Source organism: Mycobacterium gordonae (assembly GCF_001417955.2).
Classification (GTDB): Bacteria; Actinomycetota; Actinomycetes; order Mycobacteriales; family Mycobacteriaceae; genus Mycobacterium; species Mycobacterium gordonae_B.
Window position 1 is genome coordinate 245774 of record NZ_LKTM01000223.1, and the last position, 25243, is coordinate 271016.

Below are 25243 nucleotides of genomic sequence, written 5' to 3' on the forward strand. Positions count from 1 at the left end.
GTGTTAGACGTCAACTTCTTCGATGAACTCCGAATCGGCCTGGCGACGGCGGAGGACATCCGTCAGTGGTCCTACGGCGAGGTCAAGAAGCCGGAGACCATCAACTACCGCACGCTCAAGCCCGAGAAGGACGGCCTGTTCTGCGAGAAGATCTTCGGACCGACTCGCGACTGGGAGTGCTACTGCGGCAAGTACAAGCGCGTGCGCTTCAAGGGCATCATCTGTGAGCGCTGTGGCGTCGAGGTGACTCGCGCGAAGGTGCGCCGTGAGCGGATGGGCCACATCGAGCTGGCCGCCCCGGTCACGCACATCTGGTACTTCAAGGGCGTTCCGTCGCGTCTGGGGTACCTGCTGGACCTGGCTCCCAAGGACCTGGAAAAGATCATCTACTTCGCCGCCTACGTGATCACCGCGGTCGACGACGAGATGCGGCACAACGAGCTCTCCACGCTCGAGGCCGAAATGGTGGTGGAGCGCAAGGCCGTTGAGGATCAGCGCGATGCCGACCTGGAAGCCCGTGCCCAGAAGCTCGAGGCCGACCTGGCCGAGCTGGAGGCCGAAGGCGCCAAGGCCGACGCCAAGCGCAAGGTGCGCGACGGTGGTGAGCGCGAGATGCGTCAGTTGCGCGACCGCGCGCAGCGCGAGCTGGACCGGCTGGAGGACATCTGGAGCACCTTCACCAAGCTGGCTCCCAAGCAGCTGATTGTGGACGAGAACCTCTACCGCGAGCTGCAGGACCGCTACGGCGAGTACTTCACCGGCGCCATGGGCGCGGAGTCGATTCAGAAGTTGATCGAGAACTTCGACATCGACGCCGAGGCGGAGAACCTGCGTGAGGTCATCCGAAGTGGCAAGGGGCAGAAGAAGCTTCGTGCTCTCAAGCGACTCAAGGTGGTCGCCGCGTTCCAGCAGTCGGGCAACTCGCCGATGGGCATGGTGCTGGACGCCGTCCCGGTGATCCCGCCGGAACTGCGCCCGATGGTCCAGCTCGACGGTGGCCGCTTCGCCACCTCCGACCTGAACGACCTGTACCGCCGCGTGATCAACCGCAACAACCGGTTGAAGCGACTGATCGACCTCGGTGCGCCCGAGATCATCGTCAACAACGAGAAGCGCATGCTGCAGGAGTCGGTGGACGCGCTGTTCGACAACGGCCGCCGCGGCCGCCCGGTCACTGGACCGGGTAACCGCCCGCTGAAGTCGCTGTCCGACCTGCTCAAGGGTAAGCAGGGCCGGTTCCGTCAGAACCTGCTCGGCAAGCGCGTCGACTACTCGGGCCGTTCGGTCATCGTGGTCGGCCCGCAGCTCAAGCTGCACCAGTGCGGTCTGCCCAAGCTGATGGCACTCGAGCTGTTCAAGCCGTTCGTGATGAAGCGCCTGGTGGACCTCAACCACGCGCAGAACATCAAGAGCGCCAAGCGCATGGTGGAGCGTCAGCGTCCGCAGGTGTGGGACGTGCTCGAAGAGGTCATCGCCGAGCACCCGGTGCTGCTGAACCGGGCGCCGACCCTGCACCGGCTGGGCATTCAGGCCTTCGAGCCGATGCTGGTGGAAGGCAAGGCCATTCAGCTGCACCCGTTGGTGTGTGAGGCGTTCAACGCCGACTTCGACGGTGACCAGATGGCCGTGCACCTGCCGCTGAGCGCGGAGGCGCAGGCCGAGGCGCGCATCCTGATGCTGTCGTCGAACAACATCCTGTCGCCGGCCTCCGGCCGTCCGCTGGCCATGCCGCGTCTGGACATGGTGACCGGGCTTTTCTACCTGACCACCGAGGTCGCCGGCGACAAGGGCGAGTTCCAGGCTGCCGCGACCGACCAGTCGGAGACCGGCGTGTACTCCTCGCCGGCCGAGGCGATCATGGCCGCCGACCGCGGCGTGCTCTCGGTGCGGGCCAAGATCAAGGTGCGGCTGACGCAGTTGCGTCCGCCGGCCGAGCTCGAGGCCGAGCTGTTCGGCGCCAACGGCTGGCAGCCGGGCGATGCCTGGGTTGCCGAGACCACGCTGGGCCGTGTGCTGTTCAACGAGCTGCTGCCGCTGGGCTACCCGTTCGTGAACAAGCAGATGCACAAGAAGGTGCAGGCTGCGATCATCAACGACCTGGCCGAGCGCTACCCGATGATCGTGGTTGCGCAGACCGTGGACAAGCTGAAGGACGCCGGCTTCTACTGGGCAACCCGCAGCGGCGTCACGGTCTCGATGGCCGACGTGCTGGTTCCGCCGCGCAAGAAGGAGATTCTGGACGCCTACGAAGAGCGCGCGGAGAAGGTCGAGAAGCAGTTCCAGCGTGGTGCCCTGAACCACGACGAACGCAACGAGGCCCTGGTCGAGATCTGGAAGGAAGCCACCGACGAGGTCGGTCAGGCGCTGCGGGAGCACTACCCGAGCGACAACCCGATCATCACGATCGTGGAGTCGGGCGCCACCGGTAACTTCACCCAGACCCGAACGCTGGCCGGCATGAAGGGCTTGGTGACCAACCCGAAGGGTGAGTTCATCCCGCGTCCGATCAAGTCGTCGTTCCGCGAGGGCCTGACCGTGCTGGAGTACTTCATCAACACCCACGGGGCCCGAAAGGGTCTGGCGGACACCGCATTGCGTACCGCCGACTCGGGCTACCTGACCCGTCGTCTGGTGGACGTCAGCCAGGACGTGATCGTTCGCGAGCACGACTGCCAGACCGAGCGCGGCATCGTCGTCGAACTGGCCGAGCGTCAGCCCGACGGCAGCCTCATCCGTGACCCGTACATCGAAACCTCGGCGTACGCACGGACTTTGGGCGCCGACGCGGTCGATGAGGCAGGCAATGTCGTCGTCGCGCGCGGCGAGGACCTCGGCGACCCGTCGATCGAGGCCCTGCTGGCGGCCGGCATCACCCAGATCAAGGTGCGTTCGGTGCTGACCTGCACCACCGGCACCGGCGTCTGCGCCACCTGCTACGGACGGTCGATGGCTACCGGCAAGCTGGTCGACATCGGTGAGGCGGTCGGCATCGTGGCCGCCCAGTCCATCGGTGAGCCCGGCACGCAGTTGACCATGCGTACCTTCCACCAGGGTGGTGTGGGTGAGGACATCACCGGCGGTCTGCCGCGTGTCCAGGAGCTGTTCGAGGCCCGGATCCCGCGTGGCAAGGCGCCCATCGCCGATGTCACCGGCCGGGTGCGGCTGGAGGACGGCGAGCGCTTCTACAAGATCACCGTCGTTCCCGACGACGGTGGCGAGGAAGTGGTCTACGACAAGCTGTCCAAGCGTCAGCGCCTGCGGGTGTTCAAGCACGAGGACGGCTCCGAGCGGGTGCTCGCCGACGGCGACCACGTCGAGGTGGGCCAGCAGCTGATGGAAGGCTCCGCCGACCCGCACGAGGTGCTGCGTGTGCAGGGCCCGCGTGAGGTGCAGATCCACCTGGTCCGTGAGGTCCAGGAGGTCTACCGGGCGCAGGGTGTGTCGATCCACGACAAGCACATCGAGGTGATCGTCCGTCAGATGCTGCGCCGGGTCACCATCATCGACTCGGGCTCGACGGAGTTCCTGCCCGGTTCGCTGATCGACCGCGCGGAGTTCGAGGCGGAGAACCGCCGCGTCGTGGCCGAGGGTGGTGAGCCCGCCGCCGGACGTCCGGTGCTGATGGGTATCACGAAGGCATCGCTGGCCACCGACTCGTGGCTGAGTGCGGCGTCGTTCCAGGAGACCACGCGAGTGCTGACCGATGCGGCGATCAACTGCCGCAGCGACAAGCTCAACGGTCTGAAGGAGAACGTGATCATCGGAAAGCTGATCCCGGCGGGTACCGGTATCAACCGGTACCGGAACATCCAGGTGCAGCCGACCGAGGAGGCCCGGGCCGCCGCGTACACGATCCCGTCCTACGAGGACCAGTACTACAGCCCGGACTTCGGTCAGGCGACCGGTGCCGCGGTTCCGCTGGACGACTACGGATACAGCGACTACCGGTAGGTCAGCGCGAGCAGACGCAAAAGCCCCCGCACGCCCGGCGTGTCGGGGGCTTTTGCGTCTGCTCGCCAGAACTAGCGCACCGCGAACTCGTGCGTCGTCGCCTGGAACGGCTCCAGCCTGCCGTAGCTGTCGCGGGCCATCCCGTGATGGACGAGGCGGTAGTGCCCGGGCGCCGCATCGACCGGGATGTCCCACCGGATCCGCACGTGCGAGCCGCTGCGCCCGTCGCGCTGCCAGCGGAACGTCGTCGACCAGTCGCCGTCGTCGGCCACCCGCACCCAGCCGTCTCCGGCGAGGTGGACCACTTCGAGAAAGGTCCGGTTTCGGTGGACGTCGTTGTTGGGGTATGCGCTGACGAATACCGCTTCCACCGATTCGCCCGGGCGGTACGTCGTGCCCGGCTCGGCGACAAGTGAGCCGAAGGAACCGGTGTCGGCAGGTGCGGCGCGCAACCAGCTGCGAGGTCTGTGGGGCCGCGGTCGCTGCGTGGGGGTCACCGGGCGGCCGTCGCGCATGGCCTCGGCGAGTCCGGCGACGGTCTGCATGAGCGCCGGCAACTCCCATCGGCCGAACAGCGTGCTGCCGCCTTCGTAGCGCTGTTCCAGATACTCCTCGGGCGTGGTCACGTAATGGATGTAGGCGTTGCTGTACCCCACGCAGAGCACATCATCGAGGTCGGCGCCGACGATCGAAGCCACCGTCCGGCGTAGCCGCAGACCCGAGACGATCGTCGGCTCGCCTGGAATGCCGATCAGATAAAGTCGCCCGATCCGCAACAGCTGGACCGGAACGACCTCTTGAATGAAGGGCTGCAGCCGGTTCAGCAAGTGGGCCGGAAGCACCATCCCTTTCGGCTGCTGCGCCGCCCGCAACTTCCCGGCTAGCCGATAGATGCCGCGGGAAATGTTGTCCCAAAATGGATTTCGTCCCTGCCCCTGCTGGAAGCCCGGAAATCCCTCACCCTCGTCGGTGCCGGCGAACATCGCCGCGGCGATCATCGGCCGCCCGGTGCGGTGCGGCTGACCGTCCGGGGTGAACTGCCCGCGCACCTCGACGGCGCTGAGGTCGACGTAGGTGAGCCTGGAGTCGACGCCGGTGCCGATCGGCGTCCCCTTGTCGAGTTGCCCTACGGCATCCTCGAATTGGGACATGCCGATCTGTCGCGTGTTCGCCAGTTCGTCTTCTTCCCTCGAAGGGCCGTACTCGACGGGCCCGTCGACGTGCGGGCTGATGTCACCCGGGTTGGTCTGGGCGAACGCGGCGACGAAGTCCGGTTGGCCGGCAAGGTAGTCGGCGCCGCAATGGGTGCGCTCCCAGTGATATGCGGCGAAGCCCTTGTTGTCTCCGGAGATCAGCAGATTGCGGTTGGTCATGCTGGTGCCGTGGGTGGCGAAGAAATGGATTGCGCCCACGGTCTTTTCGCCGCGATCGATCTGCACCAGCGAGGTGTGCGGGTCGATGCGGTCGGGGAAGAACTCGCGGTCGGACACCGGGTTGCGGTCGAAGGCGGCGGGGGACCGATTGATGCTCGCGCCACGCAACTCACCGTGTGACAGTGCGACCTTCGCCGGCGCCAGATCGTCGTGGGCGAAGCGCACCGCTTCGACGATGCCGTCCACGATGGCGGTGAAGGTCGCCGGCCGGAACCCGCTCGTCGACAGGTTGTACAGCAGGTGTCCGCAGTAGCCGCCGGGCCCGGAGTGGGTGTGCGTCGTGGTGATCAAGGTGTTCTGCGCGGTGTAGGTGTCGCCGTATGACGCCGCCAACCGGCGCAACACCTCGTCGGTCACGTTCTGCATCGGCAACGGCAGGTCGGCCACCACCAGCAGCACCCGCGCGCCGTCGGCCGCCGCGTCGGCGAAGATGAACGCCCGCGACCGCAGTCGGAGGTGGATGCCCGCCGTGCGCTGTTCGGTCTTGCCGTAGCCGAGCATGCCGCATTCGGCGGCCTCGCCGGTGATGTCGGAGATGCCCCTCCCCACCGAAAGCCCCGCCGAAAGTCCCGCCGCAAGCGTTGCCTCGTCCGTCACGCTCAACACCTTATGCTCCGGGCCGCGTCCGACGGCCTCACTAGACTGGACAAGTGCTCATCGGTTCACATGTCCACCAGGACGATCCCCTTGCCGCCGCCGACGCAGACGGTGCCGACGTCGTGCAGTTCTTCCTCGGCAATCCGCAGAGCTGGAAGAAACCGAAACCACGCGATGACGCCGAGACGCTGAAAGCGGCCGCCATGCCGCTGTACGTGCACGCGCCGTATCTGATCAATGTCGCCTCCGCCAACAACCGGATCCGGATCCCGTCGCGCAAGATCCTGCAGGACACCTGCGACGCCGCCTCAGCGATCAACGCCACAGCCGTGATCGTGCACGGCGGCCATGCGGACGACGACGACATGGAGGCCGGCTTCCAACGCTGGGTCAAGGCGCTGGATTACCTCGAAACCGACATGCAGATCTATCTGGAGAACACCGCCGGCGGCGACCATGCGATGGCCCGTCACTTCGACACCATCGGCAGGCTGTGGGATCACATCGGCGACAAGGGAATCGGCTTCTGCCTGGACACCTGCCACGCCTGGGCGGCCGGTGAGGCGCTGATCGACGCCGTCGATCGCATCAGGGCACTGACCGGCCGCATCGACCTGGTGCACTGCAATGACTCCCGGGATGCGGCAGGCTCCGGCGCCGACCGGCACGCCAACTTCGGCACCGGGCAGATCGATCCCGATTTGCTGCTGGCCGTCGTCAAAGCCGCCGACGCGCCGGTGATCTGCGAGACCGCCGACGAGGGCCGCAAAAACGACATCGCTTTCCTGCGTGACAACATGGGTGCGTAACAGTCCGTTACACCTCTTGTGCAGTTGTAGGAGAAATGTAACATTGGCGGCATGCCAGATACGCACGTCGTCACCAACCAGGTTCCTCCCCTGGAGAATCACAGCCCGGCCACTTCTCCCGTGCTCATCGAGGCGCTGATCCGCGAGGGCGGCCAGTGGGGTCTGGACGAGGTGAACGAGCTGGGGGCCATCTCGGGTAGCCGCGAAGCGCAACGCTGGGGCGAGCTGGCCGACCGCAACCGGCCGGTGCTGCACACCCATGACCGGGTGGGGCACCGCGTCGACGAGGTGGAGTACGACCCGGCCTATCACGAGCTGATGCGCACCGCGGTCGCGCACGGCCTGCACGGCGCCCCGTGGGCGGACGACCGGCCGGGCGCGCACGTGGTGCGGGCCGCCAAGACATCGGTCTGGACGGTCGAAGCGGGCCATATCTGCCCGATCTCGATGACCTACGCGGTGGTGCCGGCGCTGCGCTTCAACCCCGAACTGGCCGCGGTGTACGAGCCGCTGCTCACCAGCCGCGAGTACGACCCGGAACTCAAGCTCGCCGCCACCAAAGCCGGTATCACCGCCGGCATGTCGATGACCGAGAAGCAGGGTGGCTCCGATGTGCGGGCGGGCACCACCCAGGCAACCCCCAACGGGGACGGCACCTACAGCCTGCGGGGCCACAAGTGGTTCACCTCGGCGCCCATGTGCGACATCTTCCTGGTGCTCGCCCAGGCACCGGGCGGATTGTCGTGCTTCATGCTGCCGCGCATCCTGCCGGACGGAACCCGCAACCGGATGTTCCTGCAACGGCTCAAGGACAAGCTCGGCAACCACGCCAACGCGTCCAGCGAAGTCGAGTATGACGACGCCACCGCTTGGCTGGTCGGCGAGGAGGGCCGTGGTGTCCCGACCATCATCGAGATGGTCAACCTCACGCGCCTGGACTGCACGCTCGGCAGCGCCACCAGCATGCGTACCGCGCTGACCCGCGCGACCTACCACGCGCAGCACCGAAAGGCGTTTGGCGCCTACCTGATCGACCAACCGTTGATGCGCAACGTGCTGGCCGACCTGGCTGTGGAGGCCGAGGCGGCCACCATGGTCGCCATGCGGATGGCGGGAGCCACCGACAAGGCCGTCCGGGGTGACGAGCGCGAGGCGCTGTTGCGCCGCATCGGCCTGGCGGCCAGCAAGTACTGGGTGTGCAAGCGCTCGACCCCGCATGCGGCCGAAGCGCTGGAGTGCCTGGGCGGCAACGGTTATGTCGAGGACTCCGGCATGCCGCGGCTCTACCGGGAAGCCCCGCTGATGGGCATCTGGGAGGGCTCAGGCAACGTCAGCGCACTGGACACGTTGCGCGCCATGGCAACTCGGCCCGAGTCCGTCGAGGTCCTGTTCGACGAGTTGGCCCAGACCGCGGGCCAGGACGCCCGGCAGGACGCCCACGTCGAGCGGTTGCGCGAGCAGCTGGCCGATCTCGACACCATCCAATACCGGGCCCGCAAGGTGGCCGAGGACATCTGCCTGGCGCTGCAGGGTTCGCTGCTGGTGCGCCACGGCCATCCCGCGGTCGCCGAAGCCTTCCTGGCCACCCGGCTGGGCGGGCAATGGGGTGGCGCGTTCGGCACCATGCCCAGCGGCCTTGACCTGGCGCCGATCATCGAGCGCGCGCTGGTCAAGGGATGACGCACTCGATCAGGCCGGTCGACTTCAACAACCTCAAGACGATGACCTACGAGGTCACCGACCGGGTTGCGCGCATCACCTTCAACCGGCCGGAGAAGGGCAACGCGATCGTCGCCGACACCCCGCTGGAACTCTCGGCGCTGGTGGAACGCGCGGACCTCGACCCGAACGTCCACGTCATCCTGGTCTCCGGTCGCGGCGAAGGGTTCTGTGCCGGTTTCGATCTCTCGGCCTACGCCGACCGGACGGGTTCCTCGGGACAGGAAGGCGGATACCGGGACACGGTGCTGGACGGGAAGACGCAGGCGGTCAACCACCTGCCCAACCAGCCGTGGGACCCGATGATCGACTACCAGATGATGAGCCGGTTCGTGCGCGGCTTCGCCAGCCTGATGCACGCCGACAAGCCGACGGTGGTGAAGATCCACGGCTACTGCGTGGCCGGCGGCACCGACATCGCACTGCACGCCGATCAGGTGATCGCGGCCGCCGACGCGAAGATCGGCTACCCGCCAACCCGGGTCTGGGGTGTGCCCGCCGCGGGCCTTTGGGCGCACCGCCTGGGCGACCAGCGCGCCAAGCGCCTGCTGTTCACCGGTGACTGCATCACGGGCGCGCAGGCCGCGGAGTGGGGCCTGGCGGTGGAGGCGCCCGATCCGGCCGATCTCGACGAACGCACGGAGCGGTTGGTGGCCAGGATCGCCGCGCTACCGGTCAACCAGTTGATCATGATCAAACTCGCGCTCAATGCCCCGTTGCTGCAGCAGGGTGTCGCGACCAGTCGCATGGTCAGCACGGTGTTCGACGGGGTGGCACGCCACACCCCGGAAGGGCACGCGTTCGTCGCCGACGCGGTCGAGCACGGCTTCCGGGATGCGGTCAAGCACCGCGACGAACCGTTCGGCGATTACGGCCGCAGAGCGTCGCAGGTCTGAGGCATGCCTAAATCGCTGGCCCGGATGACCGCCCGGTCGGTGGTGCTCAGCGTGTTGCTGGGCGCGCACCCCGCGTGCGCCACCGCCAGCGAATTAGTGCGTTTGACAACAGATTTCGGTATCAAAGAAGCGACGATACGGGTGGCGCTGACCCGCATGGTCAGTGCCGGCGATTTGATCCGGTCCGCCGACGGTTATCGGCTCTCCGACCGCCTGCTGGCCCGCCAGCGACGACAGGACGAGGCGATGCGGCCGCGCACCCGGGCCTGGCGCGGGCACTGGCACGTCGTCGTCGTCACCAGCGTCGGCACCGATCCCCGAACCCGCGCGGCGCTACGGAACACCATGCACGACAAGCGGTTCAGCGAGTTGCGTGAAGGGGTCTGGATGCGTCCGGACAACCTCGACCTCGACCTGACGCCCGACGTCGCGTCCCGGGTGCGGGTGCTGCGGGCGCGCGACGACCAGCCGGCCGCACTGGCCGGACAACTGTGGAACCTGACGGAGTGGGCCGAAGTGGGCCGCGAGTTGCTGCGGGAGATCGCCCGGTCGACCGACATGCCGGGGCGCTTCGTGGTGGCCGCGGCCATCGTGCGCCACCTCGGTAGCGACCCGATCCTGCCCGACGAACTGCTGCCCGCCCACTGGCCCGGAGCCGAACTGCGGGCGGCCTACCACGACTTCGCCACCGAACTGGCGGAACTTCGTGACACGACCCAACTTCAGGAGGCGACATGAGTGACTTGGTGCGGGTGGAACGCGACGGCCCGGTGACCACGGTCTGCATCAACCGGCCCGAGGCGCGCAACGCGGTCAACGGGCCGACGGCGGCCGCGCTGTACACCGCGTTCGAACGGTTCGACCGCGACGACACCGCATCGGTGGCGGTGCTGTGCGGCGAGGGCGGAACCTTCTGTGCGGGAGCCGATTTGAAGGCGTTCGGCACACCGCAGGCAAACTCCGTACATCGCACCGGACCCGGCCCGATGGGGCCGTCGCGCATGATGCTCTCCAAACCGGTGATCGCCGCGGTCGACGGTTATGCGGTGGCCGGCGGCCTGGAGCTCGCCTTGTGGTGCGATTTGCGGGTCGCCGAGGAAGACGCCGTCTTCGGGGTGTTCTGCCGGCGCTGGGGAGTGCCGCTGATCGACGGCGGGACGGTGCGGCTGCCGCGGTTGATCGGGCACAGCCGGGCGATGGACATGATCCTCACCGGTCGGGGTGTCAAGGCCGACGAGGCGCTGGCGATCGGGCTGGCCAACCGGGTGGTGCCGAAAGGCCAAGGGCGCCAGGCCGCCCAGGAGTTGGCGGCCGAGCTTGCCGCACTGCCGCAGCAATGTCTGCGCTCGGACCGGCTGTCGGCGCTGCACCAGTGGGGCCTGCCCGAGTCGGCGGCGATGGACCTCGAGTTCGCGAGTATCTCCCGGGTGGCCGCTGAGGCGCTGGAGGGCGCGGGCCGGTTCGCCGGCGGAGCCGGCCGGCACGGTGCCCCGGCCAGTTAGCCCTTGGTGACCGTGTTGTTGGGGCCGATCTTGTTGATCTCCGGGTCGCCGTCTTTATAGGTGATGGTGTTGTCCATCCCCAGCACAGTGATGCGCTTGTTGACCTTGTCCAGGGTGATCTTGTTCTTGGTGCCGCCGACGCTCACCGTCTCGCAGTTGCCGTTGACGGTCAGCGTGTTGTCGGACCCGGTCACATTCAGTGACTTGCCCTCTTCGCAGGCGATGGTGGCGGTCTGTCCCATCGACGCGTAGACCACGGTGTCGCCCACCTGGACCGAAGTGCTCCCGGTCGGGAGGGCGCCGGTGCTGCTGGTCGTCTCCGTGGACCCGCCGCCGGTGGTCGTGGTCGACGACTTCGTCGACGAGGAGCTGCTGGCTGCCGGCGGCCCGGCGGTCGAGCTGCAGCCCACCAGTCCGACGGCGGCGGCGACGGCCGCGGCTGCCAGGCCCACTCCGGCCAGTCTGAATGTTTCGGCAGTTCCGTTGGCGCGCATGGTTTCTCGATTCCTCCCGGTGATCAGAACTGTCACACTTGCCGGTTCAGGGCCCGACTCGCTGGATCCGGTTGACCATCCCCAGTTCGCGGCCGCGGTCCCAGATGACGGGATCGCCGTTCTTGTAGAACACCGTCCCGTCGTAGCCGTAGACGGTGATGTCGTTGACGACGGTGTCGGCGATGACCGTGTTGCCCGTCCCCATCATGGTGACCGCCCAGCAGCTTCCCAGGGCGGTGACGATGTTGTTAGTCCCGTTGACGATGAGAGTGGCGTCGCCGCAGTCGATCGTCGTCTCGACGCCCTGCCCGGTGACATGGGTGTCGCCGTTCTTGGCGTGCGCCGCCGGAGCCGGCGCGACCGGTATGGCAACGACGGACGCGGCACAGACAGCCAGCGTTCCCACGGTGGTCCATTTCACTGCGGGCCCCCTTCGTTGGGCGGGTCGTCTGCTCGACGAGACCTCGATTGAGATTACGTGCATTTAACTGCGTGACGACAGCCCCGTGTGCATTTATCCGGAAAGCCGCGCGCCGCCGGCACCAGGGAGCGCCGCACCCGGCGGTCGCGGTGCGGTCAACTAGAGTCATTAGTTAGCTCTCACGTCGCGCGAAGGGTGAACGCCATGGCAGCTCAGCCGGAGCCACCGTCGGGTGGCGGCCGTGCGCGTGGCGCAAAGTCGGGAGCCCGCCAGGCGAAGCTCAGCCGCGAGGGCATCGTCGACGGTGCCTTGACGTTCCTGGACCGGGAGGGCTGGGACTCCCTGACCATCAATGCCCTGGCAACCCAGTTGGGGACCAAGGGGCCGTCGCTCTACAACCACGTCGACAGCCTCGAGGACCTGCGCCGCGCGGTGCGCATCCGGGTCATCGACGACATCATCACCATGCTCAACCGGGTGGGGGAAGGTCGTTCGCGCGACGACGCCGTCCTGGTCATGGCGGGCGCCTACCGCAGCTACGCACACCATCACCCCGGGCGGTACTCGGCGTTCACCCGGATGCCGCTGGGTGGCGACGACCCTGAATACACGGCGGTGACCCGCGGGGCGGCCGCGCCCGTCATCGCGGTGTTGTCGTCGTACGGCCTGCAGGGCGAGGAGGCCTTCTATGCGGCGCTCGAGTTCTGGTCGGCGATGCACGGGTTCGTGCTGCTGGAAATGACCGGTGTGATGGATGAGATCGACACCGACGCGGTGTTCACCGACATGGTGCTGCGACTGGCGGCCGGCATGGATCGGCGCACGGTGCAGGCCCTGGACAGCAGCAATTGACGCCTTCGCACGCGGCCCGAACGTGAAGCTGGCCGCACGTGCGGGCCCGATCGTGCAGCCAGCATCACGCTCGCGCGGCGCCGAAGACCGCTCGGGGTGACCGCATGGCAGGCGCTTTTGACCTGCCAGACTCCGGGCGGGTATTGTGGGACCTCGTGCCTGGCGGCTAACGGCGCCTGAAGTAGCGGGCGTAAATGCCGGGCCAATTCGCGTGTCCACAATGCGACGGATGAAGTATTCCGGGCAAGCGCATGCGACACGCCCGGCCGCGGGGTGATGAAGTTATTCCGCGGCGGGGCCATAACTGCAGTACCAGAGACTTTTGAACACCGCACGAAGAACAGCAACACAGAAAGCCGGTAGATGCCAACCATTAATCAGCTGGTCCGCAAGGGTCGCCGAGACAAGGTCGCCAAGGTCAAGACCGCGGCTCTGAAGGGCAGCCCGCAGCGCCGTGGCGTGTGCACCCGCGTGTACACCACCACTCCGAAGAAGCCGAACTCGGCGCTTCGGAAGGTCGCTCGTGTGAAGCTGACGAGTCAGGTTGAGGTCACGGCCTACATTCCGGGCGAGGGCCACAATCTGCAGGAGCACTCGATGGTGCTGGTGCGTGGCGGCCGGGTGAAGGACCTCCCCGGTGTGCGCTACAAGATCATTCGTGGTTCGCTCGACACCCAGGGTGTGAAGAACCGCAAGCAGGCTCGCAGTCGCTACGGCGCCAAGAAGGAGAAGAGCTGATGCCGCGCAAGGGACCCGCGCCCAAGCGTCCACTGGTCAACGACCCGGTCTACGGGTCGCAGCTGGTGACCCAGTTGGTGAACAAAGTTCTGCTGCAGGGGAAGAAATCGCTGGCGGAACGCATTGTTTATGGTGCGCTCGAGCAGGCCCGGGACAAGACCGGCATCGATCCGGTCATCACCCTCAAGCGCGCGCTCGACAACGTCAAGCCCGCGCTGGAGGTGCGTAGCCGCCGCGTCGGCGGTGCCACCTACCAGGTGCCCGTCGAGGTGCGCCCGGACCGGTCGACCACGCTGGCGCTGCGCTGGCTGGTCAGCTTCTCGAGGCAGCGTCGCGAGAAGACCATGGTCGAGCGTCTGGCCAACGAGATCATGGATGCCAGCAATGGCCTCGGGGCCGCCGTCAAGCGGCGTGAAGACACCCACAAGATGGCCGAGGCCAACCGCGCCTTCGCGCACTATCGCTGGTAGAGCAGTGTGCCGGCGCCGGAGCCGCCAGGGCGGCGACACCAGGGTGAGCGCTGGCGCATCCGATAGTTAACTGAGCAACGAAAGAGTGGGAAGACTTCTGTGGCACAGAAGGACGTGCTGACCGACCTCACGAAGGTCCGCAACATCGGCATCATGGCGCACATCGACGCCGGCAAGACCACGACGACCGAGCGCATCCTGTACTACACCGGCATCAGCTACAAGATCGGTGAGGTTCACGACGGCGCGGCCACGATGGACTGGATGGAGCAGGAGCAGGAGCGCGGGATCACCATCACCTCCGCGGCGACCACCTGCTTCTGGAACGACAACCAGATCAACATCATCGACACCCCCGGCCACGTCGACTTCACCGTCGAGGTGGAGCGCTCGCTGCGCGTCCTGGACGGTGCGGTCGCGGTGTTCGACGGCAAGGAGGGCGTCGAGCCCCAGTCCGAGCAGGTCTGGCGCCAGGCCGACAAGTACGACGTACCGCGCATCTGCTTCGTCAACAAGATGGACAAGATCGGCGCGGACTTCTACTTCTCCGTGCGCACCATGGAGGAGCGCCTCGGCGCCAACGTCATTCCGATCCAGCTGCCGGTCGGCTCCGAAGGGGACTTCGAGGGCGTCGTCGACCTGGTCGAGATGAAGGCCAAGGTGTGGCGGGGCGAAACCAAGCTGGGCGAGACCTACGACACCATTGACATCCCGGCAGACCTGGCCGACAAGGCACAGGAGTACCGCACCAAGCTGCTCGAGGCCGTCGCCGAAACCGACGAGGAGCTGCTGGAGAAGTACCTCGGTGGAGAAGAGCTCACGGTCGCCGAGATCAAGGGCGCGATCCGCAAGCTCACCACCACCTCCGAGGCGTACCCGGTGCTGTGCGGCAGCGCGTTCAAGAACAAGGGCGTGCAGCCGATGCTGGATGCCGTCATCGACTACCTCCCCTCGCCGCTGGACGTGCCCCCGGCCATCGGGCACCCGCCAGGCAAAGAGGACGAGGAGATCGTGCGCAAGCCGTCGACCGACGAGCCGTTCTCCGCGCTGGCGTTCAAGGTGGCGACGCACCCGTTCTTCGGCAAGCTCACCTACGTCCGGGTGTACTCGGGCAAGGTCGACTCGGGCAGCCAGGTCATCAACGCCACCAAGGGCAAGAAGGAGCGTCTGGGCAAGCTGTTCCAGATGCACTCCAACAAGGAGAACCCGGTGGAGACCGCGTCAGCGGGTCACATCTACGCGGTGATCGGCCTGAAAGACACCACCACCGGCGACACGCTGTCCGACCCGAACAACCAGATCGTGCTCGAGTCGATGACGTTCCCGGACCCGGTCATCGAGGTGGCCATCGAGCCGAAGACCAAGAGCGACCAGGAGAAGCTGAGCCTGTCGATCCAGAAGCTCGCCGAGGAAGACCCGACGTTCAAGGTTCACCAAGACGCCGAAACCGGTCAGACCGTGATCGGTGGCATGGGCGAGTTGCACCTGGACATCCTGGTGGACCGCATGCGCCGCGAGTTCAAGGTGGAAGCCAACGTCGGCAAGCCGCAGGTCGCCTACAAGGAGACCATCAAGCGGACGGTCGACAAGGTCGAGTTCACCCACAAGAAGCAGACCGGTGGATCGGGCCAGTTCGCGAAGGTGCTGATCAGCATCGAACCGTTCACCAGCGAAGACGGTGCGACCTACGAGTTCGAGAGCAAGGTCACCGGTGGGCGCATCCCCCGGGAGTACATCCCGTCGGTCGACGCCGGCGCCCAGGACGCCATGCAGTACGGCGTGCTGGCCGGCTACCCGCTGGTGAACCTGAAAGTCACGCTGCTCGACGGCGCCTTCCACGAGGTGGACTCGTCGGAGATGGCGTTCAAGATCGCCGGTTCCCAGGTGCTGAAAAAGGCTGCGGCGCAAGCACAGCCGGTGATCCTGGAACCGATCATGGCCGTCGAGGTCACCACACCCGAGGACTACATGGGTGATGTGATCGGCGACCTGAACTCCCGCCGTGGCCAGATCCAGGCCATGGAGGAGCGGGCAGGGGCGCGTGTCGTCAAGGCGCACGTGCCGTTGTCGGAGATGTTCGGCTACGTCGGCGACCTACGGTCCAAGACGCAAGGCCGGGCGAACTACTCCATGGTGTTCGACTCCTACGCCGAAGTTCCGGCGAACGTGTCGAAGGAAATCATCGCCAAGGCAACCGGCGAATAAGCGGAAACCCCGACTAGTAAGCTGACGCGGTTAGCACCGCGGCAAAACCCAGAAAAATCAACACTGCTTTTTTAAGCACCAACAGTCCAGGAGGACACCAAAGTGGCGAAGGCGAAGTTCCAGCGGACCAAGCCCCACGTCAACATCGGGACCATCGGTCACGTTGACCACGGCAAGACCACCCTGACCGCGGCTATCACCAAGGTCCTGCACGACAAGTACCCGGACCTGAACGAGTCCAAGGCGTTCGACCAGATCGACAACGCGCCTGAGGAGCGTCAGCGCGGTATCACGATCAACATCGCGCACGTCGAGTACCAGACCGAGAAGCGTCACTACGCGCACGTCGACGCCCCCGGCCACGCCGACTACATCAAGAACATGATCACCGGTGCCGCCCAGATGGACGGCGCGATCCTGGTGGTCGCCGCGACGGACGGCCCGATGCCGCAGACGCGTGAGCACGTGCTGCTCGCCCGTCAGGTGGGCGTGCCCTACATCCTCGTGGCGCTGAACAAGTCCGACGCGGTCGACGACGAGGAGCTGCTCGAGCTCGTCGAGCTGGAGGTCCGCGAGCTGCTGGCCGCCCAGGACTTCGACGAGGAAGCCCCCGTCGTACGGGTCTCGGCGCTGAAGGCGCTCGAGGGCGACGCGACCTGGGTCAAGTCGGTCGAGGACCTGATGGACGCGGTCGACGAGTCGATCCCGGACCCGGTGCGCGACACCGACAAGCCGTTCCTGATGCCCGTTGAGGACGTCTTCACCATCACCGGTCGTGGCACCGTCGTCACCGGTCGTGTGGAGCGCGGCGTGGTCAACGTGAACGAGGAAGTCGAGATCGTCGGCATCAAGCCGACCAGCACCAAGACCACGGTCACCGGTGTGGAGATGTTCCGCAAGCTGCTCGACCAGGGTCAGGCCGGTGACAACGTCGGTCTGCTGCTGCGTGGTGTCAAGCGTGAGGACGTCGAGCGCGGCCAGGTCGTGATCAAGCCCGGCACCACCACCCCGCACACCGAGTTCGAGGGCCAGGTCTACATCCTGTCCAAGGACGAGGGCGGTCGGCACACGCCGTTCTTCAACAACTACCGTCCGCAGTTCTACTTCCGCACCACGGACGTGACCGGTGTGGTGACGTTGCCGGAGGGCACCGAAATGGTGATGCCCGGTGACAACACCAACATCTCGGTGAAGCTGATCCAGCCCGTCGCCATGGACGACGGTCTGCGGTTCGCGATACGTGAGGGTGGCCGCACCGTCGGCGCCGGCCGGGTCACCAAGATCATCAAGTAGCGTTCACCGCGCGACCAGACGTAAAAGCCCCCGAAAACCTCGGTTTTCGGGGGCTTTTGCGTCTGCTGGGTGGGCAAACTTGTGATCGGTAAAGGCCGTGCGAGCGCTAATCTGACATCCTCGGGCACCCGACCCGAGCAGAGTGAGGAGAAAGCACATGCTCGCGCGGTACATCAAGATGCAGCTGCTGGTGCTGTTGTGCGGCGGCCTGGTCGGACCGATCTTCCTGGTCGTCTACTTCACCCTCGGCTTCGGTCAGCTGCTGTCGTGGATGTTCTACGTCGGTCTGCTCATCACCGTCGCCGACGTGCTGATCGCGATCGGGCTGACGTACTGGAGCGTCAACACGGCCGCCAAGAACGAGGCGCTCGAGCAGACCGGAGTGCTGGCGCTGGCGCAGATCACCGGTCTGAGCGAGACGGGTACCCGGATCAACGAGCAGCCGGTGGTCAAGGTGCATCTGTACGTATCCGGACCTGGGATCGCGCCCTTCGACAGTGAGGACCGGGTGATCGCGAGCGTGACGCGGCTGGGCAACCTGACGGCCCGCAAGCTCGTCGTCCTGGTCGACCCCACCACGAACGAGTACCGGATCGATTGGGAGCGAAGCGCTTTGGTGAACGGCCTGGTGCCCGCGCAGTTCACCGTCGAGGAGGACAACCGGACCTACGACCTCAGTGGCCAGGCCGGGCCGCTGATGGAGATCCTGCAGCTGCTCAAGGCCAACAACATCCCGCTCAACCGCATCGTCGATGTGCGTTCCAATCCGGCTCTCCGTCAGCAGCTGCACGCGGTGGTGCGCCGTGCCGGCCAGCAGCAGGCGGGTCAGACCGCCCAGCCCCAAGCCCAGGGCTCGATCGCCGACCGGCTGCAGGAGCTGGAATCGCTGAAGGCCAGCGGCGTGGTCAACGACCAGGAGTACGCGAGCCGGCGGGCTCAGATCATCTCCGAGATCTGAGCACGCCTCGGTTGTCCACGAACGGAACCTGGCTGCGAAGTCTGGCGCGAAATCTCGCGGTGCGGTTCCATTCGCGGCACCCTGGCGCCGATCGGGCCACCTAACTAGAACACGTTTCAGTTTCGCTGCTAGCCTGGCAAGCGGCGAAAGGGGACCAGTGGCTGATTCACTTCAAGGACGGGTGGCTTTCATCACCGGAGCCGCGCGGGCCCAGGGACGTTCCCATGCGATCCGGCTCGCCCGCGAGGGCGCCGACATCATCGCGTCCGACATCTGCGGGCCGGTCTCGGACACCCTGACCTACCCGCCGGCCACGCCGGAGGATCTGGCCGAGACCGTCCGCGCGGTGGAGGCCGAGGGACGCAAGGTGCTGGCCCGCGAGGTCGACGTGCGCGACGACGCCGCGGTGCGGCAGTTGGTGTCTGACGGGGTCGAGCAGTTCGGCCGGCTCGACATCGTGGTCGCCAACGCGGGCGTTTTGGGCTGGGGCCGGGTCTGGGAACTCACCGATGAGCAGTGGGACACCGTCATCGGGGTGAACCTGACCGGCACCTGGCGCACCCTGCGGGCCACCATCCCGGCCATGATCGAGGCCGGCAACGGCGGCTCCATCGTCGTGGTCAGCTCCGCGGCCGGCCTGAAGGCGACGCCCGGCAACGGCCACTACGCGGCCAGCAAGTTCGGCCTGACCGCGCTGACCAACACCCTGGCGCTGGAGCTGGGCGAATACGGCATCCGGGTCAACTCGATCCACCCCTACTCCGTCGACACCCCGATGATCGAGCCGGAAGCGATGATGCAGGTGTTCGCCAAACACCCGAGGTTTGTGCACGCCTTCCCGCCAATGCCCATGCAGTACAAGGGATTCATGTCACCCGACGAGGTGTCCGACGTCGTCGTCTGGCTGGCCGGTGACGGCTCCGGCACCCAATCCGGCACCCAGATCCCGGTCGACAAGGGCGCGTTGAAGTACTGATTGTCTACCGTGCTATGAACTCCACGTGAGCACACACGGAATCGTGATCGTCGGCGGCGGGCTGGCGGCCGCCCGGACCGCCGAGCAACTGCGTCGTGCGGAGTACGCCGGCCCCATCACCATCGTCAGCGACGAGGTGCACCTGCCCTACGACCGGCCGCCGCTGTCCAAGGAGGTGCTGCGCAGCGAGATCGACGACACCGCTCTCAAACCGCGCGACTGGTACGACGAGAAGGACATCACCCTTCGCCTGGGGCAGGCGGCGACCGGCATCGACACCGCGGCGCAGACGGTGACGCTGGCAGACGGCACCTCGCTGGGCTACGACGAACTCGTCATCGCCACCGGGCTGGTGCCGCGCCGGATCCCGAGCCTGCCCGACCTGGACGGCATCCGGGTGTTGCGGTCGTTCGACGAATGCATGGCGCTGCGCACCCACGCGTCCTCGGCCAAGAAGGCGGTGGTGGTCGGCGCGGGATTCATCGGCTGTGAGGTCGCGGCCAGCCTGCGTGGTCTCGGCGTCGACGTGGTCCTGGTGGAACCGCAGCCGACGCCGTTGGCATCGGTGCTGGGCGAGCAGATCGGCGCGCTGGTCACCCGGCTGCACCGCGACGAAGGTGTCGACGTGCGCACCGGCACCGGGGTGGCCGAGGTCCGCGGGCAGGGGCATGTCGACACGGTGGTGCTCACCGACGGCACGGAGGTTCCCGCCGACCTCGTTGTGGTCGGAATCGGCTCGCATCCGGCCACTGACTGGCTCGACGGCAGCGGCATCGAGGTCGATAACGGTGTCGTCTGCGACGAGTCCGGCCGCACCAGCGCCCCGCACGTCTGGGCGCTCGGTGATGTCGCTTCCTGGCGCGATGCCGCGGGACACCAAGTGCGCGTGGAGCATTGGAGCAACGTGGCCGACCAGACCCGGGTGGTGGTGCCCGCGATGCTGGGCCGCGAGGTGCCGTCGACGGTCGTCGTCCCGTATTTCTGGAGCGATCAGTACGACGTCAAGATCCAGTGCCTGGGCGAACCCGAGGCCACCGACACCGTGCACATCGTCGAGGACGACGGGCGCAAGTTCCTGGCGTACTACGAACGCGACGGCGCCCTGGTCGGTGTGGTCGGCGGCGGGTTGCCCGGCAAGGTCATGAAGGTGCGCGCCAAAGTCGCAGCAGCCGTTCCGATTTCGGAGATGCTGGACGGCTAGAACTGCCCCAGGTAGAAGCGCGAGCCCTGGTCGTCGGTGCACTCGGCGGACAGTCCGTACGGCTGGCGGGACGGCTCGTCCAGCACGGTGCCGCCGGCTTCGCGGACCCGGGCCACCGCGGCGTCGATGTCGTCGACGGTCCACATCGGCACCGTGCTGCGGCGCGAGCTCCCGCCGGCGGCGCCCGACATCGGGTGAGCGTCGCGCACCTGCCACCCGTCGGCGACGCGGCCAGGTTCGAACGTCCACCCCAGCACCCGCCCGTAGAAGTCCCGGAAGCCCGCGGACTCCGTCACGTCGTAGGTCACGTAGGCCAGCTCGCCGGGCCCGGATCCGTTGAGCTGCGGACGTTCCCGGCCTGCTGCCGGTTCGAACACCGCGAACGGCGCACCTTGCGGATCGGTGGCTTCCAGCGTGATGCCGTGCTCGTTGCGCCGAGTCTCACCGACCGACCCGCCGGCCGCGGTGATCGCCGCGCGCGCCTCGGCCAGGTCGGCGACGGCGTAACCGCAGAACATGCCCGGCTCACCGGCCCGGATGTCGGTGGGCAGGTCGGTGCTGGTCACCCGATGCGACGCCGCGTCGACGGTCCACCCCAGCACGTGTGCGTAAAAGTCAGCGGCGCGTTCGACGTCAGGAACCTGCAGCGAGATGTAACCCAGGTCGCCCTGCCTGATTCCGGCGATCGGGGTCGCCACCGGGCCGCTGAGCATCCAGCGGTGACCGAACGGGTCGACGATGGTCGCGTTGCGCGCGCCGTGCCCCTCATAGATTTCGCGCTGCACCGTCGCACCGTGCTCACGAGCCCGCCGCAACGCGGCATCGGTATCGGCGACATGCAGCATCAGGCTGACCGACACGGCGCCCGGTTGCGGACCCCGTAAGCCCAACTCGGGGTACTCGTCGGCCAGATACAGCACTCCGGTTCCGATCTCGAGCTCGGCATGCCCAATTCGGCCGTCGTCCATCACGATTGGCTCACCGACCACCACAGCGTCGAACGCCCCGGCGTACCAGTCGATCGCGGCACGCGCGTCCCGCACGGACAGATAGGGGAGTGCGGCCGGGCGGGGGGCGGCCGCAGGCTGTTCGGACAGTTCGGAGATGGTTGCGCTGAGACCACTCATGACAACTCCTTCGGGTAGTGACAATGCGGACTCCAGTCGTGCCCGCAACCGCGCGGCGAAGCTCGGATCTGGTTGCACCGGAGGGTCTTCGGTGTGCAGCACGTTGAGCGGATCGCGCAGACTCATGCCGTGCCCCCTTCCGGATACTCCTTGCGGAACGCTTTCTTGGCGCGAACCAGCAGCGCCTCGGTGGCGTGCACGGTCCGGCCGAGCAGTGCGGCGCACTCACCGACGCTGCAGTCGTCCATGTAGCGCAGCACCAGCACCGCGCGGTGTGAGTCGCTCAGTCTTTCCAGCACGCTCTCGGCGACCAACCGGTCCAGCTCGGCATCCCAGTCGTCGGGTGGGTCGACCGGCTCCGGCGGATCGGCCACCGGCACCGGGTCACGCCGGCGCCGGTAGTGGTCGGCCAGTTTGTGCCGCGCCACTCCCATCAGCCAGGGCATGGCGATCGGTGGCGGATCGGTGCGGCGCACCGCATCCATCCCGGCCAGAAACGTCTCCGACGTCAGATCCTCCGCCGTCCCCCGGTCGCCACAGCGGCGCACGAAGTAGCCGTAGACCACCGGCAGCGCTTCGTCGTACAGCTCCAGCAGCGCGCTCGCGGCGTCGCGCTGGCGGTGCGGTTGGGCGCTCACATCCTTGACGTCGTTGTGGCGGCCCGAATTCCGACGGGGTAATCGGAAAAACTTTCCGCCGGTGTCACTGCCAGTGCACCGGCGCGCCGTGGGCGTGGCATTCGGCCAGCACGCGATCCTCCCCGCCGGGCCAGGCCGTGGCCCGCACCAGGAACTTCAATGCGCCGTCCGGTCCCTCGCGTGCCGGCTCGAGAGTCAGGTGCGCGAACGGTTTCCGCGCGTCCGCCTGCGCGGCCAGGCTGTCGATCCCGGCCCGCACCGTCGCGCGTTCGTCGGCGGAGAGGTATTGCCAGGTGATCGAATGCCACAGGACGGTCAGCGCTCCTTCGGTCAGGGTGAGCCCGGCGACCGCATCCGCGGCCGACCGGCGCTCCAACTGCGCCGGTACCTCGCGGGCCACCGCGATGGCGCCGCGCACCCGGGTCAATCTGGCCTGCTGGTCCGGCCACACATAGCTGAGCACGGTGAGCTCCCCGTCGGGTTCGGTCACGTCGATGGGTGCGATGTCGTATCCGTACCGTTCGGTGATGCGCAGCCGGCCACCCGGGGGGAGTTGACCGTGCCAGGCGTCGTCGATCACCACCGGCGAATCGGGCGGTCCCCACTGATTGCCGGCGTAGCGGTAGTGGTACCGGTCGGCACGCAGGTTCAGCCCGGCGCTGCTGCCGATCTCGAAAAGCCGTATAGGCAGCTGGAATTCGCTGTCAAGGTGCAGTAGGCCACCGATCAGTGCCGCCGACCGGCCGACCTCATTGGTCTGCGGCGGCGAGCGCAGCGCCGCCCGCAGCGCGTCGGGCTGCTCGTCGGCGACGCGCAGGATCTCGGGCCAGGCGCGCTGCGCGTCCCAGCTGCCACCCGCGCTGGGATACCAGCGGCGCAGGTGGGCCGCCCGCCCGTCGAGCACCATCCGGTGCAGTCCGCCGAGTAACCGCAGCGGCACCGCCTGACCCGAGGACGCCTCCGCCTGGCCGGCCAGGATGGCCGCGAAGACTCCGCCGCTTTCCACATCGCCGGCCACCAGTTCGAAGAGCTCGCCATACATCGCCGATCCGGATCGCGCGCAGAACCGGCCCTGTGACCGCAGGGTGTGCAACAAATGGTCGATATCGCTCACTCGAGTGAGTCCAGGGCGGCCCCGACGACGTCGAACGCATTACCGAGCGCTTCGGGCAGCGAGACCGACTCGTCGCCGAGCCAGTACTCGTAGGCGCTCAGCGCGACCCCGAGCATGGTCCATGCGACGGTCTGCGGCATCAGGTCGGTCGTCTTGCCGCCCGACCTGCGGGCCACGAAGCCCGCGATCACCTCCCGCCAACCCGCGTACATCGTCATCGAATATGCTTGCAGCTCAGCAGTTTCCAGGATTACGCGCATGCGCTGGCGATGCCGGACCGACTCGCATTCGTCGAAGGTGTTGAACGCGAGCAGCGCCCCGCGCAGCGCCTCCCGCAACGGCACCCGTGGATCGACGCGGTCCAGCAGTTCCTGCAACTGCTCGAGGTGGGCGTCGAAGTCGCCCCACGGGATGGCGTTCTTGGAGGAGTAGTAGCGGAACAGGGTCCGGCGCGCGATGCCGGCGGCATGGGCGACGTCGTCGACGCTGACCTCGGCGAACCCGCGCGCGGCGAACAGGTCGATCGCGACGTCGGTGATGTGCAGTGGCGTCGTCGAGCGGCGCCTGCCCACCCGCGACTCCGGCAGCATCAGACCCGCCCTTCCGTTTCGGCACTCGATGCCATATTCTGGCCACGATCGTGTGATTGTGACCAGCACCACCCATCATTGTCGAGTCCCTTCAATGAAAGGCAACCGCCATGGACAACGAAAACCAGACTGAGACCGAGCTCGTCACCGAGACCCTGGTGGAAGAGGTTTCCATCGACGGCATGTGCGGGGTCTACTGACGGTGGCCGCGCCCGCGCCGGCCTCGGAGACCGCGCAGTTCGACCCGGACAGCGCCTGGCGCCTGCATCCGCAGGTGGCGATCCGGCCGGAACCCTTTGGGGCGCTGCTGTATCACTTCGGCACCCGCAAACTCTCGTTCCTGAAGAACCGCACCATTCTGACGGTGGTGAAGTCACTGGGCGAGCACCCTGACGTCCGGTCCGCTTGCCGGGCCGCCGGCGTCGACGACCCCGACCAGGGCCCCTATCTGCACGCACTGGGTGTGCTGGCCCGCTCCACGATGCTGGTCCCCCGGGAGGAACGATGAGCACCGCAGCCAGAGTCCCCGCACTGATCGAGCAGTTCGAGCACGGGCTCGACGCGCCGATCTGCCTGACCTGGGAGCTGACCTACGCCTGCAACCTGGCGTGTGTGCACTGCCTGTCGTCGTCGGGCAAACGTGATCCGGGTGAGCTGTCCACCCGCCAGTGCAAGGACATCATCGACGAGCTGGAACGCATGCAGGTGTTCTACGTGAACATCGGCGGCGGCGAACCCACTGTGCGGCCGGACTTCTGGGAATTGGTGGACTACGCGACCGAACATCATGTCGGGGTGAAGTTCTCCACCAACGGCGTGCGCATCACGCCGGAGGTGGCGGCCCGGCTGGCGGCCAGCGACTACGTGGACGTCCAGATATCGCTGGACGGCGCCACCGCCGAAGTCAACGACGCCGTTCGTGGGCCCGGGTCGTTCGCCATGGCGGTGCGGGCGCTGGAGAACCTGGCTGCCGCGGGTTTCCGCGACGCCAAGATCTCGGTCGTGGTGACCCGGCACAATGTGGATCAGCTCGACGAATTCGCGGCGCTGGCAAGCCGTTACGGAGCCACGTTGCGCATCACCAGGCTGCGCCCGTCAGGGCGCGGCGCTGATGTCTGGGAGGACCTGCACCCCACCGCCGCCCAGCAGGTGCAGTTGTACGACTGGCTGGTGGCCAAGGGTGAGGGCGTGCTGACCGGAGACTCCTTCTTCCACCTGGCGCCGCTGGGGTCGCCGGGCGCGCTGGCCGGGCTGAACAT

General features: G+C 66.9%; 24 protein-coding genes. 17 read left to right on the forward strand and 7 right to left on the reverse strand.

Annotation, left to right across the window (positions count from 1 at the left end):
• Positions 1-3951: a DNA-directed RNA polymerase subunit beta' gene (locus AO501_RS17315; RefSeq protein ID WP_055578861.1), complete on the forward strand. Its 3951-nt coding sequence runs from the start codon at positions 1-3 to the stop codon at positions 3949-3951.
• A gap of 71 nt (positions 3952-4022) precedes the next feature.
• Here the strand turns inward: AO501_RS17315 and AO501_RS17320 are convergent, their stop codons facing one another.
• Positions 4023-5981 carry a neutral ceramidase gene (locus tag AO501_RS17320; RefSeq protein WP_269435178.1) on the reverse strand — a complete coding sequence of 653 codons (1959 nt, stop codon included), beginning with the start codon at positions 5979-5981 and terminating at the stop codon, positions 4023-4025.
• 53 nt (positions 5982-6034) lie between these two features.
• On the opposite strand from AO501_RS17320, the gene AO501_RS17325 reads away from it, so the two are divergent.
• From AO501_RS17325 to AO501_RS17345, 5 genes are read left to right on the forward strand one after another with little or no spacing between them, the layout of a single operon-like run.
• Positions 6035-6790 carry a deoxyribonuclease IV gene (locus AO501_RS17325; RefSeq protein ID WP_055578862.1) on the forward strand — a complete coding sequence of 252 codons (756 nt, stop codon included), beginning with the start codon at positions 6035-6037 and terminating at the stop codon, positions 6788-6790.
• Between the two features lie 51 nt (positions 6791-6841).
• Positions 6842-8470, forward strand: coding sequence for an acyl-CoA dehydrogenase family protein (locus AO501_RS17330; RefSeq protein ID WP_055578863.1), 1629 nt, complete (start codon positions 6842-6844; stop codon positions 8468-8470).
• Positions 8467-9405: a crotonase/enoyl-CoA hydratase family protein gene (locus AO501_RS17335; protein ID WP_055578864.1), complete on the forward strand. Its 939-nt coding sequence runs from the start codon at positions 8467-8469 to the stop codon at positions 9403-9405. Before AO501_RS17330 ends, AO501_RS17335 begins: the two co-directional genes overlap by 4 nt.
• Before the next feature lie 15 nt (positions 9406-9420).
• Positions 9421-10143 (forward strand): PaaX family transcriptional regulator C-terminal domain-containing protein, encoded by a 723-nt coding sequence (locus tag AO501_RS17340; protein ID WP_156452635.1) that lies wholly within the window; start codon positions 9421-9423, stop codon positions 10141-10143.
• Positions 10140-10907: a crotonase/enoyl-CoA hydratase family protein gene (locus AO501_RS17345; RefSeq protein ID WP_055578866.1), complete on the forward strand. Its 768-nt coding sequence runs from the start codon at positions 10140-10142 to the stop codon at positions 10905-10907. The genes AO501_RS17340 and AO501_RS17345 overlap by 4 nt, the downstream gene beginning before the upstream one ends.
• Here the strand turns inward: AO501_RS17345 and AO501_RS17350 are convergent.
• Together AO501_RS17350 and AO501_RS17355 are read right to left on the reverse strand one after the other, a co-directional pair.
• Positions 10904-11401: a DUF3060 domain-containing protein gene (locus AO501_RS17350; protein WP_055578867.1), complete on the reverse strand. Its 498-nt coding sequence runs from the start codon at positions 11399-11401 to the stop codon at positions 10904-10906. The genes AO501_RS17345 and AO501_RS17350 overlap by 4 nt on opposite strands.
• A 46-nt stretch (positions 11402-11447) precedes the next feature.
• Positions 11448-11822, reverse strand: coding sequence for a DUF3060 domain-containing protein (locus AO501_RS17355; protein WP_055578868.1), 375 nt, complete (start codon positions 11820-11822; stop codon positions 11448-11450).
• A gap of 204 nt (positions 11823-12026) precedes the next feature.
• Here AO501_RS17355 and AO501_RS17360 point away from each other — a divergent pair, with 204 nt between their 5' ends.
• From AO501_RS17360 to AO501_RS17395, 8 genes are all read left to right on the forward strand, one after another.
• Entirely contained in the window at positions 12027-12674 is a 648-nt protein-coding gene (locus AO501_RS17360) for a TetR/AcrR family transcriptional regulator (protein WP_055578869.1), read from the forward strand.
• A gap of 363 nt (positions 12675-13037) precedes the next feature.
• Positions 13038-13412 (forward strand): 30S ribosomal protein S12, encoded by a 375-nt coding sequence (gene rpsL, locus AO501_RS17365; RefSeq protein WP_055578870.1) that lies wholly within the window; start codon positions 13038-13040, stop codon positions 13410-13412.
• Entirely contained in the window at positions 13412-13882 is a 471-nt protein-coding gene (gene rpsG / locus AO501_RS17370) for a 30S ribosomal protein S7 (RefSeq protein ID WP_055578871.1), read from the forward strand. Before rpsL ends, rpsG begins: the two co-directional genes overlap by 1 nt.
• Before the next feature lie 99 nt (positions 13883-13981).
• On the forward strand, positions 13982-16087 hold the full coding sequence (gene fusA / locus AO501_RS17375) for an elongation factor G (RefSeq protein ID WP_055578872.1): 2106 nt from the start codon (positions 13982-13984) through the stop codon (positions 16085-16087).
• 102 nt (positions 16088-16189) lie between these two features.
• On the forward strand, positions 16190-17380 hold the full coding sequence (gene tuf, locus AO501_RS17380) for an elongation factor Tu (protein WP_055578873.1): 1191 nt from the start codon (positions 16190-16192) through the stop codon (positions 17378-17380).
• A gap of 157 nt (positions 17381-17537) precedes the next feature.
• A complete protein-coding gene (locus AO501_RS17385; protein ID WP_055578874.1) occupies positions 17538-18338 on the forward strand; it encodes an SHOCT domain-containing protein in 801 nt (266 codons plus the stop codon).
• A gap of 157 nt (positions 18339-18495) precedes the next feature.
• Positions 18496-19314: a mycofactocin-coupled SDR family oxidoreductase gene (locus AO501_RS17390; RefSeq protein WP_082658688.1), complete on the forward strand. Its 819-nt coding sequence runs from the start codon at positions 18496-18498 to the stop codon at positions 19312-19314.
• 25 nt (positions 19315-19339) lie between these two features.
• Entirely contained in the window at positions 19340-20515 is a 1176-nt protein-coding gene (locus tag AO501_RS17395) for an NAD(P)/FAD-dependent oxidoreductase (protein ID WP_055578875.1), read from the forward strand.
• On the opposite strand, the gene AO501_RS17400 is transcribed toward AO501_RS17395, so the two are convergent.
• The 4 genes from AO501_RS17400 to mftR all read right to left on the reverse strand — a co-directional run bounded on the left by AO501_RS17400 (position 20512) and on the right by mftR (position 23984).
• Positions 20512-21768 (reverse strand): VOC family protein, encoded by a 1257-nt coding sequence (locus AO501_RS17400; protein WP_055578876.1) that lies wholly within the window; start codon positions 21766-21768, stop codon positions 20512-20514. The genes AO501_RS17395 and AO501_RS17400 overlap by 4 nt on opposite strands.
• The gene (locus AO501_RS17405; protein WP_055578877.1) at positions 21765-22280 is read right to left on the reverse strand and encodes an RNA polymerase sigma factor; all 516 of its coding nucleotides are present in this window, start codon (positions 22278-22280) and stop codon (positions 21765-21767) included. Before AO501_RS17405 ends, AO501_RS17400 begins: the two co-directional genes overlap by 4 nt.
• A gap of 64 nt (positions 22281-22344) precedes the next feature.
• Entirely contained in the window at positions 22345-23394 is a 1050-nt protein-coding gene (locus tag AO501_RS17410) for a DUF2332 domain-containing protein (RefSeq protein ID WP_055578878.1), read from the reverse strand.
• Positions 23391-23984: a mycofactocin system transcriptional regulator gene (gene mftR / locus AO501_RS17415; protein ID WP_156452624.1), complete on the reverse strand. Its 594-nt coding sequence runs from the start codon at positions 23982-23984 to the stop codon at positions 23391-23393. The genes AO501_RS17410 and mftR overlap by 4 nt, the downstream gene beginning before the upstream one ends.
• A gap of 110 nt (positions 23985-24094) precedes the next feature.
• Here mftR and mftA point away from each other — a divergent pair, with 110 nt between their 5' ends.
• The 3 genes from mftA to mftC form a co-directional block, all read left to right on the forward strand.
• A complete protein-coding gene (gene mftA, locus AO501_RS17420; protein ID WP_036352637.1) occupies positions 24095-24184 on the forward strand; it encodes a mycofactocin precursor MftA in 90 nt (29 codons plus the stop codon).
• A complete protein-coding gene (gene mftB / locus AO501_RS17425; RefSeq protein ID WP_055578879.1) occupies positions 24169-24492 on the forward strand; it encodes a mycofactocin biosynthesis chaperone MftB in 324 nt (107 codons plus the stop codon). The genes mftA and mftB overlap by 16 nt, the downstream gene beginning before the upstream one ends.
• Positions 24489-25243, forward strand: a 755-nt coding sequence (mftC, locus tag AO501_RS17430) for a mycofactocin radical SAM maturase (RefSeq protein WP_063892881.1), incomplete at its 3' end; no start/stop codon positions are given. The genes mftB and mftC, both read left to right, overlap by 4 nt.